The following is a 17,629-nucleotide window of genomic DNA, read 5'->3' on the forward strand; positions in this document are numbered from 1 at the left end:
AGGTGACCTAGATGGGTCGCAAAACCCCTCATCCGTCCCTTCGGGACACCTTCTCCCGCAAGGGGAGAAGGTTAGGGTAGCGCCTTTGCGTGCTGCCCCTACCAGCAGGTGTAGCCGCCATCGACGGTGACGATCGAGCCGGTCATCAGGCTGGCGGCATCGGAAGCCAGGAACTGCACGGCGGAGGCGATTTCCTCCGGCTCGCCCATCCGCCCCTGCGGTGTCATCTCCAACCAGGTCTTGAACATTGCCGCATTGGCCGGGTCCGTCGCGGCATAGGCAGTCAGCGGCGTGTTGATATAGGTCGGCGCCACCGAGTTGACGCGTACGCCGCGCAGGCCCCATTCCGCCGCCAGGGACTTGGTGAGGTGATGCACACCGGCCTTGGAGGCGTTGTAGTAGGACTGCTCCTGCGGTTTGTTGACGATGATGCCGGACATCGAGCCGATATTGATGATCGAGCCCTTTCTGGCGGCCAGCATGTGCTTGCCGAAGGCGCGGCAGCACCAGAACACGCCATTCAGATTGACGTCGAGCACGTTGAGCCAATGCTCGTCGGCGACGTCCTCGGCCGGGGTCATCGAGCGGGCGATGCCGGCATTGTTGACCAGGATCTCGACGGTGCGGCCCTTGGCGGCGAGGTCGTCGGCCACGGCGGTCACTTCCGCCGAATTGGTGACGTCCATCTTCACCGTCTCGGCCTTGTAGCCCTTGGCTGCGAGGGCGGCCTGCCCCTCTGCCGCGACCTTCATGTCGAAATCGGCGATGACCACTTCGGCCCCGAACTCGGCCAGGGCTTCGGCGCAGGCCAGGCCTATGCCACGCCCGCCGCCCGTGACGAGGGCATGCCGGCCAGTGAGATCGAGTTTCTTCTTATACATCGCGGATCCTTTCCATGCGTCGCTCCCGTTTGCTGCATCGATTTTGCAAACGGGACAAAAGCCCGTGCAGCTACGGATCAATCTAATGCGGCATGCCGATTCGACGAAGTCAATCCTGCATTGGCCCTACAATTGGACGGGCATTTCGTGGGCTGTCTTCAAAGCCGAATCGAACGTCACAGGAAGCTCGACCTTCGTCATCACCGGACATCTCGTCCTCCACCGGACGAGGTGTCCGGTGTAGATCCAGGGGCCACAATCTCGACGGGTTGCGCCAAGCCGGATGCCCGGGACAAGCCCCGGGCATGACAAAAGTTGGAGCCCTTTCCGGTTCCGTCGCGAATTTTGAGTCCGTCTCTGGAGACCTGCCCTCCAGAATCAGGCGAGGGACAGGCCCTTGTCGTCGAAGCGATGCAGGCGGTCGGGCTGCGGCGTGAGATAGATGGTATCGCCGGTGGTGAGGCTGAACTCGCCGGGTGCTCGCGCGGTGACGCGGGTGCCCTCGTCGAGATCGACATAGAAGAAGGTGTCCGAGCCCAGATGCTCGGAGATCGAGATCTTGCCCTTCCATTGCCCCTCGCTCGGGGACAGGTTGAGATGCTCGGGACGGATGCCGATGGTGGTGGCGTTGTAGTTTGCCGCCGCGCCATCCTTGAGGAAGTTCATCTTGGGCGAACCGATGAAGCCGGCGACGAACAGGTTCCTGGGCTTGTTGTAGAGCTGGAGCGGCGAGCCGACCTGCTCGACATTGCCGGCATTGAGCACCACGATCTTGTCGGCCATGGTCATGGCCTCGACCTGGTCGTGGGTGACGTAGATCATCGTGGTCTTCAGATCCTTGTGGAGCTGCGAGATCTCGATGCGCATGTTGACGCGCAGCGCCGCGTCGAGGTTCGACAAGGGCTCGTCGAACAGGAAGGCCTTGGGCGAACGCACGATGGCGCGGCCGATGGCGACGCGCTGGCGCTGGCCGCCCGAGAGCTGGCGCGGCTTGCGGTCGAGATAATTGGTGAGGTTGAGCGAGGCGGCGGCCTTGGCGACCTTCTGGTCGATGACGTCCTTGCTCTCGCCCGCCATCTTCAAGGCGAAGGCGATGTTGTTGCGCACGCTCATATGCGGGTAGAGCGCGTAGGACTGGAACACCATGGCCAGCCCTCGCTTGGACGGCGGGGCCTGTGCCATGTCGACGCCGTCGATCTTGATCTCGCCCGAGGTGGTGTCCTCCAGGCCGGCGATCAGGCGCAGCAAAGTGGACTTGCCGCAGCCCGACGGACCGACGAAGACCACGAACTCGCCATCCTCGATGTCGAGGTCGAGATCGGGAATGATCACGACTTCACCGAAGGCCTTGCGCACATTGCGAAGATTGAAGCGGCCCATTTACGCAGCTCCCCATTCTGACATGTTGTTGTTCGTCATTTCACGGCGCCGAAGGTCAGGCCGCGGACGAGTTGTTTTTGCGAGAACCAGCCGAGCACCACGATCGGCAGGATGGCGAGGGTCGAGGCGGCCGACAACGTGGCCCAGAACAACCCCATCTTGGCCGAGTAGCCCGCGATGAACTGCGGCAGCGGCGCGGCGTCGAAAGTGGTCAGGTTCAGGGTCCAGAACGCCTCGTTCCAGGCCAGGATCGTGTTGAGCAAAAGCGTGGAGGCGATGCCGGGGACGGCCATCGGCGTCAGCACATAGACGATCTCGCGCCAGAGCGAGGCGCCGTCCATGCGGGCCGCTTCCAGGATCTCGCCGGGGATCTCCTTGAAATAGGTGTAGAGCATCCACACCACGATCGGCAGGTTCAGTAGGAACAGGACGACCATCACGCTCCAGCGGCTGTCGAGCAGGCCCCAGCGGTTGAAGAGCAGGAAGATCGGCATCAGGGCGCCCACCGCCGGCATCATCTTGGTGGAGAGCATCCACATCAAGAGATCCTTGGTGCGCTTGCCGGGCGCGAAGGCCATGGCCCAGGCGGCCGGAACCGCGAAGATCAGGCCGAGCAGGGTGGAGCCGACCGACAGGAAGATCGAGTTGAGCGCGGCCCTGCCATAGTTGGATTCCGTAAAGATGTTGCGATAGTTCTCCAGCGTCCATTCGAAGAAGACGAATTTTGGCGGCAGGATGCCTGCCTCGCCTTCCGTCTTGAAGCTGGTGATCACCATCCAGAGGATCGGGAAGAAGATCAGGAAGCCGACGATCCAGGCGGCGGCTGTCACGACGACCTTGCGCCGGGTGGAAACTGCGCGTGCCATGGCTCAGGCCTCCAGATTCTTGCCGATCATGCGGACGAGGAAGAAGGCGACGATATTGGCCAGCACCACGGCGACCAGCGCGCCGGCCGAGGCCGCTCCGATATCGTGGTCGCCCGCTTCGGTGAGATAGACCAGGAAGGGCAGATTGGCCGTGTTCAAGCTGCCATTGGTCGTGACCTTGATCTCGGCGAAGATGTTGAGGAGGAAGATGGTCTCGATCAGGATCACCACCGTGATGGCGCGCGAGAGATGCGGCAGCACGATGTAGAAGAAGTAGGAGATCGGCTTGGCGCCGTCGAGCTGGGAGGCTTCCTTCTGTTCCTCGTCCAGCGACTGGATGGCGGTGAGCAGGATCAGGGTGGCGAAGGGCAGCCATTGCCAGGCTACGATGATGATGATCGACAGCAGCGGCCAGTTGGTGAACCAGACGACCACCGGCAGGTGGAGCACCTGCGAGACCCAGGTCAGCATGCCGCCGTCGGCATTCATGAACAGGTTCTTCCAGATCAGCGCGGCCACTGTCGGCATCACGAAGAACGGCGCCAACACCATCAGGCGCACGATGCCCTGGCCGGCGAAGGGCTGATCCATCAGCAGGGCGATCAGGATGCCCCCGACGATGGTGATGGCAAGCACGGAGCCCACGATCAGCAGCGAGACGCCCAGCGACTTGAAGAAGGTGGGGTCCGTCAGAAAGTAGGTATAGTTCCCGAAGCTGTTCCAGTAGAAATTCGTCGGATCGTCGAGCGTATAGTTGTTCAACGAATAATAGATCGTCAGAACGAGCGGAACGATCATCCAGATGAAGAGCATGATGACCGAGGGCGCGACGGCCACCCTGGCGAGCACACGCGTCTGCTGCGTTGCCATCTTGAGGTCCTCCCCACAGACCAAATCTTGAATGTTTCCGAGCAAAGCGCGTTCAGGCTCGAACCCCGTATGTGAGCCCAATCTTTGCTTCGACGCGTCTTGGCTTCTTTGACGACCCCTTCGAATCCCCAAAAAGCGTTCGTTCAAGTCTTCGAAAGGGGGCTGCCCCGGTGATGAAGAGCCGGGACAGCCAAGTTTCAGGAGGGGCGATGAGCCCCGTCCCGGGAGGAAGGGGTCACTTGATGTAGCCGGCCTTGGTCATGGTGCGGGTCACCAGCTTCTGCGATGCGGCCAGGGCATCGTCGATCGAAGCCGAGCCGGCCAGGGCCGAGGAGAATTGCTGGCCCACCGAGGTGCCCATGCCCTGGAACTCGGGAATGGCGACGAACTGCACGCCGACATAGGGCACCGGCTTGACGGTGGGATGGGTCGGATCAGCTGACATGATCGAATCCAGCGTCAGCTTGGCGAAGGGCGCAGCCTTCTGGTAGTCGGGATTGTTGTAGAGCGAGGTGCGGGTCCCGGGAGGTGCCGCAGCCCAGTTGCCCTCGGTCTTGGCCACCAGGGCCGAATAGTCCTTGCTGGTGGCCCAGGCGATGAACTTCTCGGCGGCTTCCACCTTCTGCGAGCCGGCGGGGACCGCGAGCGACCAGGCCCACAGCCAGTTGGCGTTCTTGCCCTGGCCGGTATTGGGGGCGAGGGCGAAGCCGACCTTGTCGGACACAGTCGACTGCTTGGGGTCGGTCACGAAGCCGGCCGCTACCGTAGCGTCGATCCACATGGCGCATTTGCCCTGGTTGAACAGGGTGAGGTTCTCGTTGAAGCCGTTGGAGGAAGCATCCGGCGGGCCGGCTTCCTTGAGCAGGTTCACATAGAAGGTGAGCGTGGCCTTCCATTCGGGCTGGTCGAACTGGGGCTTCCAGCTTTCGTCGAACCAGCGGGCGCCGAACGAGTTCGACATGGCGGTGAGGAAGGCCATGTTCTCGCCCCAGCCGGCCTTGCCGCGCAGGCAGATGCCATAGGTGTCGGCGGTCTTCAGCTTCTTGGCGGCATCCGCCACGAAGTCCCAGGTCGGGCTGTCGGGCATCTTCAGCCCGGCCTTCTCGAACAGGTCCTTGCGATACATGATCATCGAGGACTCGCCGTAGAACGGAGCGGCGTAGAGCTTGCCTTCATAGGTCAGGCCGTCGCGGATCGGCTTGATCAGGTCATTGGTGTCATAGTTGTCGCCGAGCTTGTCGAGCGAGACCAGCCAACCCTTCTTGGCCCAGATCGGCACTTCATAGGTACCGATGGTGAGGATGTCGAACTGGCCGGCCTTGGTGGCGATGTCGGTCGTCACCTTCTCGCGCAGGGCATTCTCCTCGAGGGTGACCCAGTTCAGCGTGATGTCCGGATTGGCCTTGGTGAAATCCTCCGAAAGCTTCTGCATCCGGACCATGTCGCCATTGTTCACCGTGGCGATCGTCAGTGTCTCGGCGGCTCCGGCCACCGTAGACCAGGCGAGGGAAACGCCGCAGGCAAGCGCGCCTGCAAGCGAAATCAGTGATTTTGCCGTTTGCACCAGAACCTCCCGTCAAAAATGCGCACCGCTTGTCACGGCTTGTGGGCGTGGGCAGACGCCCAATACGAGAGCATATTCTCAGCGGCGCGGCTTAATGTCAAGCTGAGTCATGCGCCGGGATTGCGCCTGCTGGGCAGGCAAGCACCAGCGCGCGCGGAAGAGGGGCCGCGCGTCGGGCGATTTTCGGTTCTGGGCAGGGGTGGGTCTATTCGAGCAGAGCGATGGCCGTCTGTTCGTCGGTGATCAGACCGGAAAGCAGGTCGCCCTTCAGGGCGGCGCGGATCGGGGCGATCTTGCGCTGGCCGGCGGCGACGCCGACCACAGGCACGAGACGCGCCAGCCGGTCCGGGCGGAAGCCGGGCAGGCGCTCGGTATAATCGTTCTGCAGGATGCGGCCGTTGCGGTCGAAGGGCCAGGCGGCGATCTCGCCGATGGCGCCATTCTCGATGAGATAATGCATTTCCTGCTCCAGCACGAAGCCGTCCTGGTGGATCGGAGAGCCGTAGCTGACGTCGCTGACGCCGACATAGACGGCCCGTGCCGTCTCCACCAGATCCTGCAGCAAAGTGTGTACCGGCTGGCTTCTCAGAGCCTGGCAATGCTCGACGGTGTCGGCGAGCACCGGCATTTGCAGCGGGTAGCATTTGGCGTCGAGCTTGTCGGCCAGGCGCATCGCGATCTCGAAGGGGCTGACGCAGCCGTCGCGTGCGGCATTGCCGACGATCGAGACCATCTTGAGGTCGGGGCGCGGCTTGGCCGAGATCTCGCGGACCATGCGCAGCAGGGTGCGTCCGGTCGAAAAGCCGAACACGCCCGAGCCACGCTGGCCGAACTGGGTCTCGAGGATCTGCGCGGCGGCCAGTCCCACGGCTGCGAGCGGGTCGTGCAGGCCGTTCGGTACGACTTCGCAGATGGTCAGGCCGTAGCTGTCGCGCAATTGCTTGGCCAGGGCCGTGCATTCGGCGATGGGGCTCTGGATGCGGAACTCGATCACGCGTTCCGAGACGGCCAGAGCGACCAGGCGCTGCACGCTCTGGCGCGAAATATCGAACTGGGCGGCGATCTCATCCTGGGTCGCCCCGTCGATGTAGTAGAGCCAGGCGGCGCGGGTGGCGAGATCGAGCTTGCGGTTCTGCAGGTCTGCGAGGTCGCTCATGATATCCCATCCCTCTGAGTATTTGCCCAGGCTGGTTGCGAACGCCCAGTTTTATAACCTAGAATGCATTCATCGGGTAGCGGCGCAAGCCTCAGCATCGAGCGACGGTACGATTTTAGTCTTGCGGCGCTCGGGACAGGCCTCGTTGGGGACAATTCCGGCATTGTTGTCAGGACGGCGTCAGCGCAGCTTGTCCAGCAGCGCCCGCAGCGTGCCGCGCTCTGTCTCGCTCAGCGGCGCCAGGGTCAGGTCCGTGACGGCGGAAGCCTTGGCCACCAATTGGACGTAAAGCGCTTCGCCCGAGGCGGAGAGGGAGACGACGAGGCGGCGACGATCCTCGGCATCGGGCCGGGTTTCGATCAGGCCGCGGCGCGACAGCCGCTCGACCACGCCCTTGACGGTGGCGACGTCCATGGCCGTGAGCCGGCCCAAGAGATTCTGGGAGGAGGTGCCGAGTTCGGCAAGCTTGGCCAGCACCGCCCATTGCATCGGCGTCAGGTCCTCGCCGAGCCCGTCGGAGAACAGGACGGCATGCCGCTGATAGACCTGCCTCAGAATGAAGCCAATCTGATCGTCCAGTCTGTAATCGGTCATGGCATTCCAAGCAGGATTTCTCGATATTGCCCACGAATGGGCGATATCGAGAAATTCTGCAAGCGTTTGAAATTCTGCAGATTCCTCCCGATCGAGCCCGTGGTTCGATCGGGAGGAATCTGCCTGGAGGCGAATCGAGACGTGGACGCCGAGCCTACTTGTCCACGAAGGCCTTTTCGATCACGAAATCGCCCGGCTCACCATGATTGCCCTCGACGGCCCCACGTTCCTCCAAAAGGGCCTTGAGGTCGCGCAGCATTTCGGGGCTGCCGCAGATCATCACGCGATCCTGCTCGATGTCGAGCGGCGGCAGGCCGATATCCTCGAACAGCTTCTCGGACTTGATCAGGTCAGTGATGCGGCCGGTGTTGCGGAAGGCCTCGCGCGTCACCGTCGGATAATAGATGAGCTGCTCGCGCACGGCCTCGCCCAGGAATTCATGGGCGGGAAGCTCGTGGGTGATGCGCTCGCCATAGGCCAGTTCCTGGACCTGGCGGCAACCATGGATCAGCACGATCTTCTCGAAGCGGGCATAGGTCTCCGGATCCTTGATCAGGCTGAGGAAGGGAGCCAGGCCCGTACCGGTACCGACCAGGTAGAGGTAGCGGCCGGGCTTGAGGTTGTCGAGCAGCAGCGTGCCGGTGGCCTTGCGCCCGACGATGATGGCATCGCCTTCCTTCAGATGCTGCAGCCGCGAGGTCAGCGGCCCATCCTGCACCTTGATGGAGAAGAATTCGAGCGTCTCTTCGTGATTGGCGCTGACTAGGCTGTAGGCACGCAGCAGGGGGCGGCCATTGACCGGCAGGCCGATCATGGTGAACTGGCCGTTCTCGAAGCGGAAGCCCGGATCACGCGTGGTGGTGAAACTGAACAGCCTGTCGGTCCAATGATGGACGCTCAGAACCCGTTCCTCGTTGAAATTGCTCATGCTGGCCGCCTTGCCACTAGGCAGGTTCCTCCTGATCGGGCCGCGGTCCGATCAGGAGGAACCTGCAGGATATCAAACTTTCCAGAGTGTCCTGGCGAGGCTCGTCCATGAGCCTCGCCAGGACACTCCGTTCAGGTCGTCACTCATTCTCACCGAGGAGATATCCGCAAATAATCTGGCAATCAAATAAATAAACAAGGAATTGCGTGAATTAGAACCGATCCACGGTGGACGTCCTGATTTTAGGCAAAATTCGTTAGTGTGCAAACGAATTTTGCCTGCCAAAAAATGACCCTCTGCAACAAGTCCTTGCCAAAATGTCGGAAGCAGGGCCAAGTATGCAGCTATTGCAGGCACGCCTTCGAATTGCGGTCAGGCGTCGCCGCTTTCAGCCGGACGAGAACAGGAGGGGCAGCCCCGTTCCCGGTCCGGCATCCATCACCCAGGCATGGAGGCTCGGGCAGGCCCGTTCTGCCGGCTCGAGCTAGAGCAAAACGCGTTTGAACGTAAACGCTCGATTGCTCTAACTCCTTGTTTTGACGCGTCTTTGCGATTCTTGATGATGCGTCAGATTGCAAAACGCTTTCGCGACCGACGGCGCCGGATCGCCGCTGCCGCTACCATCATGGAGACGATCTTGAAGAAGCTTTCCTCGAAGACCCTCGGAAGCCTCGGCGCTGCCATCGCCGTTCCCGGGTATGATCGTTCCGCCGTGCGCCCTGGCATCGTGCATTTCGGCCTCGGCAATTTCCATCGCGTTCACCAGGCCGTCTATGTCGATCGCTGCCTGCACAAGCCCGGTAACGAAGGCTGGGGCATCTGCGGCGTCGAACTGATCGACGTCCCCGCCACCCGGGCCAAGGCCCAGGCCTACCGCGCCCAGGATTGCCTCTACACCGTCACCGAATATGCGCCGGATGGTGCGGCCAGCACGCGGGTGATCGGCGCCATGGTGGATTATCTGCATGCGCCCGACGATCCGGAAGCCGTGCTGGCCCGCCTCAGCCACGCCGATACCCGCATCGTCTCCCTGACGATCACCGAAGGCGGCTACAATCTCGACGAGACCACTGGCGTGTTCAAGCTCGATACGCCGGAGGTGGCGCTCGATCTGGCCGGCGGTCCGCCGCGCACGGCCTTCGGCTACATCGTCGAGGCGCTGCGGCGCCGACGCGAACAGGGCACGAAACCGTTCACGGTGATGTCCTGCGACAATCTCCGTCACAATGGCGGCACGGCGCGCAAGGCCATCGTCTCCTTTGCCCGCGCCCGCGACGCGGGGCTTGCGGCCTGGATCGAAGCCGAGGTCGATTTCCCCAATTCAATGGTCGACCGCATCGCGCCGCAGATTCCGCCCGAGGTGAAGGAGCGCCTCAACAAGCGCAGCGACGTCGATGACGCCGTGCCCGCTTTGGGCGAAACCTTCAGCCAATGGGTGCTGGAGGACGATTTCCGGACCGGGCGCCCGCCCTTCGAAGAGGTCGGGGTCGAGATGCGCGACGACGTGCCGGCCTTCGAGTTCATGAAGGGGCGCATGCTCAATGCCTCCCACATCCTGCTGGCCATGCCCGGTATTCTCATGGGCTACCGCATCGTGCACGAGGCGCTCGCCGACACCCGCCTGCATCGGCTCCTGGAAACCTTTCTCGACCGCGACGCCATTCCGCGCATCGAGGGGCCGAAGGGTGTTTCGCTGGAAGAGTACAAGAACGCGGTGCTCGAGCGCTTCTCGAACCCGGCCATCAACGACCAGCTGCTGCGCATCGCCTTCGACACCACGGCCAAGATCCCGGTCTTCCACTCCAAGACCCTGGAAATGCTGCTGGCGGACGGTGGGGATCTTCGGCGCGAGGCCTTCTTCCTCGCCTGTTTCGGCGCCTATCTGACCGGCAAGGACGACAGGGGCGAGGCGTTCGATGTGGTCGAGCCGCGCCTCAGCGAGCAAGACTGGGAGCTCGTCCGCGGCGGCAATCCACTCGACCTGCTGCGCACCAGCCCCTTCGCCAAGCTCGGCCTCGCCGAGCATATGGAATTCGCCAAGTTCTATGCCGGCTATGTCGCCTCCATCCAGGCGACCTCGGCGGGCCAGACCCTGGCGGCGCTGCTGGTCGAGACGGCGTGAGGAGCGGGGGTGCAGCGCGCTCCCTTCCCCTCGGGGGGAGGTCACCTTGCGGGCGGCATGAGCCGATGGAGTAGTAGCGCCGGAGAATCCGGCATTCGATCGGCCTCCCGTTTCATGGCCGTTGCTCAGACTGCCCGAACTTCGGTAAGCCGCCTGACGGCATGCTCGTCATCCCAGCAGACGGCGGCTTCCCATGCGGCGGACGCCTGCGCAGCGATGTCATAGGCGTTGCCGTCGAGGCCGGCGGCGTTGTGAGGCAGAGCCAGGTCGAGGTCGGGGACGTCGACATGCGACTCGTCCCAGTCGATCAGCGCGACCCGATCCGCGGTCATGCGGATGTTGCGCGGATTGGGATCACCATGGACGACGCAGGTCCCACACCCGATCAGCCGTGCCCATGCAGCCCGGCATCGGGCAACGCCCTCCGACGGCATCGCGGTGAGATCGATCCTCGTCCCGGTCTCGGCGCTCAGGAGGTCGATCGACGATCGCCAGCCTGGACGCTGCGGCCACCCCTGTGTCACCCGATGCAACCGGCGAAGCACGTCGGCGACGCGACGCCACTCGGCCTGCGTCTCCGGCGGTCCGCCTTCCACATGGGTCATCACCACCAGACCATCTGCGAACAGACGGCCGTCTGTCGTGGGAATCGGCACCGGCACGGTCAGACCTTCACGGTCGAGGTAGCAGAGGAGTTCGGTCTCCCAAGCCAGATCGGCATCGCTCCTGGTACCCAAACGACCGACTGCAAGGTGCCCGCGGACACGTACGCTCCACACATCATTGGCAACGCCGCCGGAAAGCGGTTCGATGCGAGCGACGTCCGCACCCCACTGGCTGAGTGCCTCCCATCCCACTGGCGACCCTTTCGACCAACCACCGGTTCCCAACTCTAGCTCAGGCGCGTGGCACCGCAAGGGAGAAGGCCGTCGCCCTCCATCCTGACAAGCCTCAATCCAGGTTGATCGTCTCGGCGCCCGGCCAGGTGACCTTGTAGCCGAAATTGATGTCCTTGCTGGCGCCGGGGGCGAGATCCACCGTCCAGACCAGCACGCCACGGCGATTGTCGGCGTCGCGCTGGGTCGGTGGGGTCATCTGGGCGGAGGATTCCACTTTGATGTCCTTGTTCTCGGCGACCGGCAGGGCTTCCTCGATCGACAGCTTGATGGCATTGGCGCGGCCATTGCGCAGGCTGATCTTGTAGTCGCGCCTTTCGCTGGTGGTGGGGCGAGCGATGCCGGTGTTGCTTTCCAGCTTGCGCGTCACTGCCCGTTCCACCTTGATGCGATCATCGGCGCCGAAGCCGAGGCGCACGGGTTCTCCCCTGGTGGCGAGCGGCATGGCGGTCTGGCCGGCATAGAGGCCGTCACGATAGATCGAGACGGAACCCGGAAAAAGCGGCGTATCCCCGCCATTGCTGAAGCTGGCCTCGAGGAAGGCCGTCTGCTGCAGGGAGGGGACGGCACGCGCCACGATTTCCGGCGTGAGCGTGGCCGAGGCGAGGCGCAATGCCTTGGAACCCGGCCCCGAGGGCACGCTGGCGCGGGCCGGAAGGGCCCACACGCTCTGGTAGCCGGCCGTGTTGAGCTTTGCCTCGGTCTCTCGCCCCGGCCTTGGCTGGGCCTGCGCCGCTGCGGAAGCTTTCGGTGCCGGGGGCGCTGCGCTCTCTTCGGCACGGCTGCGCGCCAGAGCATCGGCCGGCAGCACGTCATAGTCGGGCTGGAAATTGAGGACATAGCTGGCAAGCTTGGGAGGCGCGGCGCCCGTGGTGGCGCGGGCGGTCGAGATGGTGAGGGCGACGTCGCTCCAGTCCTCGCCGGTCGCTTGCGTGATCTTGGCCCGCCGTACGAGTTCGAGTTCACCCTTCTCGCTGTCGAGGCGGGCATCGTAGAGCGGTGACCAGCCGGCATTGCCGATCAGGTAGGAGACGGCGATGCGGCCTTTCACGGCCTGCTCGGCATTGACGGAGAGGCGGAGCTGCGTGCGCTTCTGGCCCTCGGGCCGACCATCGCGCTGGCTCTGCAGCCTGGCGATGTCCTCGTCGAGATCGCGAATCTTGAGCGCATTCTGGCGCAGTGCCTCATTGACCTCTGCCATGTCGTCGCCGACGGCGTTCCAGGCGCCGCGCAGGGCGGCGACGTTGCTGCCCTCCTTGGCCGCGTTGAAGGTGGCGCCATTGGCGAAGCGTTCGATCAGACCGCGCTTGGCGAGCAGGGCCTTGCCGATCCCGGCCAGGCCGTCGCGCTGATCCTTGAGATCCTGCAGGGTCTTGTTCGCCGCAGCATCGGGTACGGGGCCGTCGCTCAGGGCATTGGCGATGTCGGTTCCCGCCAGGGAGACGCCAGAGGCCTCACGCATGTCGACCCGGATCGAGGCTGCGTCGAGACCTGCGGGCAGATCCTTGGCGACCAGCACATTCTCGCCCGCCGGTATGTCGAATTCGATCACCCGGGTGACCGTGGCGCCGTCGGGATAGACAGAAACGGCATCGATCTTCGACTGCACCCCCAGATCCGCTGCAAAGACCGGCGTGGTACCCAGGAGCAGAAAGGCAGTAAGAGCGAGGCGAGGGACGGGGGACATGACGGATCTCCGTTGCGGGACCGCCATGGGAAGGCAGGATTGCGGCGTGATGGCGACCGCAACCTCGAGCTGTATCGGGGGGAACAGAGAGCGCCGGCCTTGCCGGCGAGGGGGCCGGAAGATCGGCACGTCAAAACCGCATTGCGACCGGCGGGGTGGCGCCGATCGCATGGGGCAATTTGGGATCAGCCGCGCCCGCGTTCGGAAATCACCGGCTTCACGCGCAGCTCGATGAAATTCTCGATTTCCCTCAGCCGGCGGCGGGCGTCGAGGATGTCGGGACCGATGCCGTAGCGCCAGGAGATGTCGGTGCGCCTGACGTCGGCGACCAGCGCCTCGAGGTCGGCAATCCAGCCATCGGCAGCCCTTTCTTCGCGGAAGAAGCCTTCGGCGAGCAAGGTCGGCTTGTAGCGCCGCATGATCACCGTCAACTCGTTGAGCGAGAATTCGGGATGGTACTGGATGCCCCAGAAACGTCCGCCATCATGGCTGATATCGACCGCCTGTACGTCGCTCACCGTGTTGCTGGCAAGCACGATGGCACCTTCCGGCAGCGCCTCGACCTCGTCGCCATGCACGCAAGGGCTGGTGAAGATGGGCGCCTTGCCAGCGTAGAGCGGGTGGTCGCGTCCCTCGGCCGTCAGCGTGATGTCGCGCGCGATGCCAACTTCGCGGCCCTTGGGATTTGATCGTACCGAGCCGCCGGCGGCCACGGTCGCCACCTGCAGGCCCCAGCAGGAACCGAAGAAGGGCGTGCCGGACTTGTAGACCTCGCGGGCCAGCTCGACCTGGCGCATCGATTCGGGCTCGGCCTTCCAGATGTTGAGGCCGGAGCCGGTGATGACGACACCGTCATAGCTTTCGAGGCCGGCGGCATCCGGCAGGTTGGCACCTTCGTCGGCGGGCAGGGCGATGTCGCAGATCGCATCCGGCGCCAGGCTCTTCAGTACCGCCGCATAGGATTCCGACGGCGTGAGGCCGTAGGTCGCGCGGTGACGTTCACGCGCTGCACGGACATTGCCTTCGACGACGAGGAGACGCATTGCTCACCTGTGATCACATTTTGCCGCGACCGGGTTTAGCAGTCCGCGAGCCGGCGGGAAAGGGTGAAGAGTAACGATCCGTACAAGATGGGGGCCGGGGCGGCAAAATGAAGCGTTTGGTATGCGCCCTTGGGAGATTTTTCGGCGCAAACCCGCCGGAGCAAGGTTCCGCTCAGGGAAATGAATCGACGATCTTTATCTCGCCGATGATCGCGGCATTGAAGGCGGGAAGATCTTCGGCCGGGATCCAGTATTCCTGGTGATCCTTGCCACCGGCATCCTGGACCGCATAGCGCTCAAGGAAGGCCTGATCGACGTCAAAACGGGTCACGAAACCGGAGCCGCTGGCCGGTACATTCCAGTCTCGCGCAATCTTCACCGCGTAAGCGTGCGTCGTGACGGGGTAGAAGATGGGCTGGTCCGGCAGGCGTGGCGGAAACGCCTTCATTCCGCTCGCTTGGATCAGCGCCAACTCCGCCGGACCGACTGGACGCCAGAGTGTTACGCCGTCCATATCACATCCTCCCTTTGCCGGCGCCCTGTCGACGACAGCAGGCACCGGCGCCTTGTCAATGATGATCGCTGTCTCAGAAAGTCAGCGCCTTCACCTGCACCACGTTCGGGATGGTGTTGATTTCCTTGAGCAGGGTTTCGCCCACCACCTGGTCGATGCCGACCAGGGCGATGGCATTGCCGCCTTCGAAATCGCGGCCGAACTGCATATGGGCGATGTTGATGCCGTTCTCGCCGAGCAGCGTGCCGATGCGGCCGATGAAGCCGGGGCGATCGTGGTTGGTGATGTAGAGCATGCGTGGCAGCAGGTCCGCCTCCACATTGATGCCCTTGATCTGCACGATACGCGGCTTGGTGCCGGCGATGATGGTGCCGGCCACGGCCCGGGTCAGGTTCTCGGTCTCGACCTCCAGCGTGATCAGGCTGTCGTGGTCGCCCGTCTTCTCGCGCGTGGTCTCCTCGATGACGATGCCGCGCTCGCGCGCGACGCTGGGGGCGGCCACGATGTTGATGTCGGCCAGGGCCGGGCGCAGCAGGCCCGCCACCGCGGCCGACGTCAGTGCCTTGATCTTCATGTGGGCGACATCGCCCTCATAGACGATGCGGATGGTCTTGATGTCGGTCTCGGTGAGCTGGCCGGCAAAGGAGCCGAGCTTCTCGGCAAGCGAGATATAGGGCTTGAGGCGCGGGGCCTCTTCCGCCGTGATCGAGGGGAAGTTGACGGCATTGGAGATGGCGCCGCGCAGGAGGTAGTCCGACATCTGCTCGGCGACCTGCAGGGCGACGTTCTCCTGGGCTTCCGTGGTCGAGGCACCCAGATGCGGCGTGCAGACGACATTGGGCAGGCCGAATAGCGGGTTCGCCGTCGCCGGCTCCTCGACGAAGACATCGAGGGCGGCGCCGGCGACATGTCCGGATCTCAGGAGCTCGGCGAGGGCTTCCTCGTCGACCAGGCCGCCGCGGGCGCAGTTGATGATGCGCACGCCCGGGCGCGTCTTGGCCAGCGCCTCGCGCGACAGGATGTTGCGGGTCTGCGGCGTCATCGGCGTGTGCAGGGTGATGATCTCGGCCCGGGCGAGCAAATCGTCGAGTTCGACCTTCTCGACGCCGAGTTCCAGCGCGCGTTCGGCGCTCAGGAACGGGTCGAAGGCGATGACGCGCATCTTCAGCCCCACCGCGCGGTCGGCGACGATCGAGCCGATATTGCCGCAGCCGATGATGCCGAGCACCTTGCCGGTGATCTCGACGCCCATGAAGCGGTTCTTCTCCCACTTGCCGGCCTGGGTGGAGGCGTCGGCGGCGGGGATCTCGCGGGCCAGCGCGAACATCATGGCGATGGCGTGCTCGGCCGTGGTGATGGAATTGCCGAAGGGCGTGTTCATCACGATCACGCCGCGGGCGGTGGCGGCCGGGATGTCGACATTGTCGACGCCGATGCCGGCACGGCCGATCACCTTGAGGTTGGTGGCCTTGGCGAGGATGGCAGAGGTGACTTTGGTGGCCGAGCGGATGGCAAGGCCGTCATAATTGCCGATGATCTCGGCGAGCTTGTCCTTGTCCTTGCCGAGGGCAGGCTGGAAATCGACCTCGATGCCGCGATCCTTGAAGATCTGGACGGCGGCGGGGGAGAGGGCGTCGGAAATCAGGACTTTGGGAGCAGTCATGGAAGCTCTCCTGGAGCGCGGGCATCTGCCCGCTTATGGAAACGGGATTCTTTGCAGAAGATGATGCTGCTGGGGCCGCCGATCTCTTGTCGGCCTCATTCCGGAAACGTCGTGTTTCCGAAGAGCCGGCAGGATGCCGGCGGTCCCAGGGAAGAATTCAGCCGAGCGTGGCGATCGCCTTGTGGAACGACCAGTCGAGCCAGGGCATCAGGGCCTCGACATCGGCGGTCTCCACCGTGGCGCCGCACCAGATGCGCAGGCCCGGAGGGGCATCGCGATAGGAACCGATGTCGAGCCCCGCCTTCTCAGCCTCGATGGCGGAGGAGAGCGCCTTGGCGAAGGCAGCCTGCCCGTCGGGAGCAAGGGCCGCCACCCTCTCGTCCACCACCTTCAGGCAGACCGAGGTGTTGGAGCGGGTCGCCGGATCCTTGGCCAGGAAGTCGATCCAGGGCGTCTTCTCGACGAAGCGCTCGATGGCGGCGAGATTGGCGTCGGCGCGGGCGATCAGCCCGTCGAGGCTGCCCGTGGCCTTGGCCCAGTTCAGCGCGTCGAGATAGTCCTCCACGCAGAGCATCGACGGCGTGTTGATGGTCTCGCCCTTGAAGATGCCTTCGATCAGCTTGCCGCCCTTGGTCAGACGGAAGATCTTGGGCAACGGCCAGGCCGGCGTATAGCTTTCCAGCCGGGCGACGGCGCGAGGGGAAAGGACGAGCATGCCATGGGCCGCTTCGCCGCCGAGGGCCTTCTGCCAGGAGAAGGTCGTGACGTCGAGCTTGGCCCAGTCGAGACGCTGGGCGAAGGCGGCCGAGGTGGCATCGCAGATGGTCAGGCCTTCGCGATCGGCCGGGATCCAGTCGGCGTTGGGCACGCGCACGCCGGAAGTGGTGCCGTTCCAGGTGAAGACGATGTCGCGGTTCTTGGCGTCGATCTCGCTGATATCGACGATGTCGCCATAGCCGGCCTTGAAGATGCGGGCATCGGTGAGCTTCAGCTGCTTGACGACGTCGGTGACCCATTCGGCGCCGAAGGATTCCCAGGCCAGCACGTCGACGCCGCGGGCGCCGAGCAGCGACCACAGCGCCATCTCGACGGCGCCCGTGTCGGAAGCCGGCACGATGCCGATGCGGTAGTCCGCCGGCACGCCCAGCACGTCACGGGTCAGCTCGATTGCCTGCTCAAGCTTGGTCTTGCCAAGCTTCGCACGATGCGAGCGGCCGAGGGCGGCGGATTTCAGGGCTTCGGGGGTCCATCCGGGGCGCTTGGCGCAGGGGCCGGACGAAAAGTTGACAACAGCGGGCTTGGCCGCTGGCATTGGCAGTGTCATCGCGATGTCTCCATCCTCGCAGATGGGCGTTCCTCGTTGGGGAGGAATGTCCCGCAGCCCGTATGCGCTGCGGCGGGGATGGCGTCAAGAGACTTTTGATGGTCGGATAGAGGAAACTTTGGCGTAAGCCTTTCGATCGCG

At 63.8% G+C, this 17,629-nt stretch carries 15 protein-coding genes; 1 reads left to right on the plus strand and 14 read right to left on the minus strand.

From position 1 onward, the window contains the following. Positions 1-98: 98 nt before the first annotated feature. The 8 genes from ACIGJE_RS35025 to ACIGJE_RS35060 all read right to left on the minus strand — a co-directional run bounded on the left by ACIGJE_RS35025 (position 99) and on the right by ACIGJE_RS35060 (position 8,239). Positions 99-881 carry an SDR family NAD(P)-dependent oxidoreductase gene (locus ACIGJE_RS35025; protein WP_311944767.1) on the minus strand — a complete coding sequence of 261 codons (783 nt, stop codon included), beginning with the start codon at positions 879-881 and terminating at the stop codon, positions 99-101. A 378-nt stretch (positions 882-1,259) separates the two neighbouring features. Next, a complete protein-coding gene (locus tag ACIGJE_RS35030; protein ID WP_311944764.1) occupies positions 1,260-2,261 on the minus strand; it encodes an ABC transporter ATP-binding protein in 1,002 nt (333 codons plus the stop codon). 35 nt (positions 2,262-2,296) lie between these two features. After that, a complete protein-coding gene (locus ACIGJE_RS35035) occupies positions 2,297-3,127 on the minus strand; it encodes a carbohydrate ABC transporter permease (protein ID WP_311944762.1) in 831 nt (276 codons plus the stop codon). A gap of 3 nt (positions 3,128-3,130) precedes the next feature. Then, positions 3,131-3,997: a carbohydrate ABC transporter permease gene (locus tag ACIGJE_RS35040; protein WP_311944760.1), complete on the minus strand. Its 867-nt coding sequence runs from the start codon at positions 3,995-3,997 to the stop codon at positions 3,131-3,133. A gap of 235 nt (positions 3,998-4,232) precedes the next feature. Beyond that, positions 4,233-5,540: an ABC transporter substrate-binding protein gene (locus ACIGJE_RS35045; protein WP_376717795.1), complete on the minus strand. Its 1,308-nt coding sequence runs from the start codon at positions 5,538-5,540 to the stop codon at positions 4,233-4,235. Positions 5,541-5,766: 226 nt separating this feature from the next. Next, positions 5,767-6,717, minus strand: coding sequence for a sugar-binding transcriptional regulator (locus ACIGJE_RS35050; protein WP_311944759.1), 951 nt, complete (start codon positions 6,715-6,717; stop codon positions 5,767-5,769). Positions 6,718-6,897: 180 nt separating this feature from the next. After that, a complete protein-coding gene (locus tag ACIGJE_RS35055; RefSeq protein ID WP_311944758.1) occupies positions 6,898-7,311 on the minus strand; it encodes a MarR family winged helix-turn-helix transcriptional regulator in 414 nt (137 codons plus the stop codon). 154 nt (positions 7,312-7,465) lie between these two features. Continuing rightward, positions 7,466-8,239, minus strand: a complete 774-nt coding sequence (locus tag ACIGJE_RS35060; protein ID WP_311944756.1) for a ferredoxin--NADP reductase — start codon at positions 8,237-8,239, stop codon at positions 7,466-7,468. Between the two features lie 637 nt (positions 8,240-8,876). Between ACIGJE_RS35060 and ACIGJE_RS35065 the strand changes: the two genes are divergently transcribed. After that, positions 8,877-10,361 (plus strand): mannitol dehydrogenase family protein, encoded by a 1,485-nt coding sequence (locus tag ACIGJE_RS35065; protein ID WP_483681305.1) that lies wholly within the window; start codon positions 8,877-8,879, stop codon positions 10,359-10,361. Positions 10,362-10,486: 125 nt separating this feature from the next. Here the strand turns inward: ACIGJE_RS35065 and ACIGJE_RS35070 are convergent, their stop codons facing one another. The 6 genes from ACIGJE_RS35070 to ACIGJE_RS35095 form a co-directional block, all read right to left on the minus strand. Beyond that, entirely contained in the window at positions 10,487-11,218 is a 732-nt protein-coding gene (locus ACIGJE_RS35070; RefSeq protein WP_415083163.1) for a phosphotransferase enzyme family protein, read from the minus strand. Positions 11,219-11,312: 94 nt separating this feature from the next. Beyond that, positions 11,313-12,944 carry a mucoidy inhibitor MuiA family protein gene (locus tag ACIGJE_RS35075; protein WP_483681307.1) on the minus strand — a complete coding sequence of 544 codons (1,632 nt, stop codon included), beginning with the start codon at positions 12,942-12,944 and terminating at the stop codon, positions 11,313-11,315. Between the two features lie 185 nt (positions 12,945-13,129). Further along, on the minus strand, positions 13,130-13,987 hold the full coding sequence (locus tag ACIGJE_RS35080) for a type 1 glutamine amidotransferase (protein WP_311932921.1): 858 nt from the start codon (positions 13,985-13,987) through the stop codon (positions 13,130-13,132). A 172-nt stretch (positions 13,988-14,159) separates the two neighbouring features. Continuing rightward, a complete protein-coding gene (locus ACIGJE_RS35085; RefSeq protein WP_311932919.1) occupies positions 14,160-14,501 on the minus strand; it encodes an ADP-ribosylation/crystallin J1 in 342 nt (113 codons plus the stop codon). Between the two features lie 73 nt (positions 14,502-14,574). After that, positions 14,575-16,164, minus strand: coding sequence for a phosphoglycerate dehydrogenase (gene serA, locus ACIGJE_RS35090; protein WP_311932918.1), 1,590 nt, complete (start codon positions 16,162-16,164; stop codon positions 14,575-14,577). 157 nt (positions 16,165-16,321) lie between these two features. Then, positions 16,322-17,488, minus strand: coding sequence for a phosphoserine transaminase (locus ACIGJE_RS35095; protein ID WP_311932917.1), 1,167 nt, complete (start codon positions 17,486-17,488; stop codon positions 16,322-16,324). Positions 17,489-17,629 lie beyond the last annotated feature (141 nt).

The organism is Labrys sp. E2SS-1L, assembly GCF_057073705.1.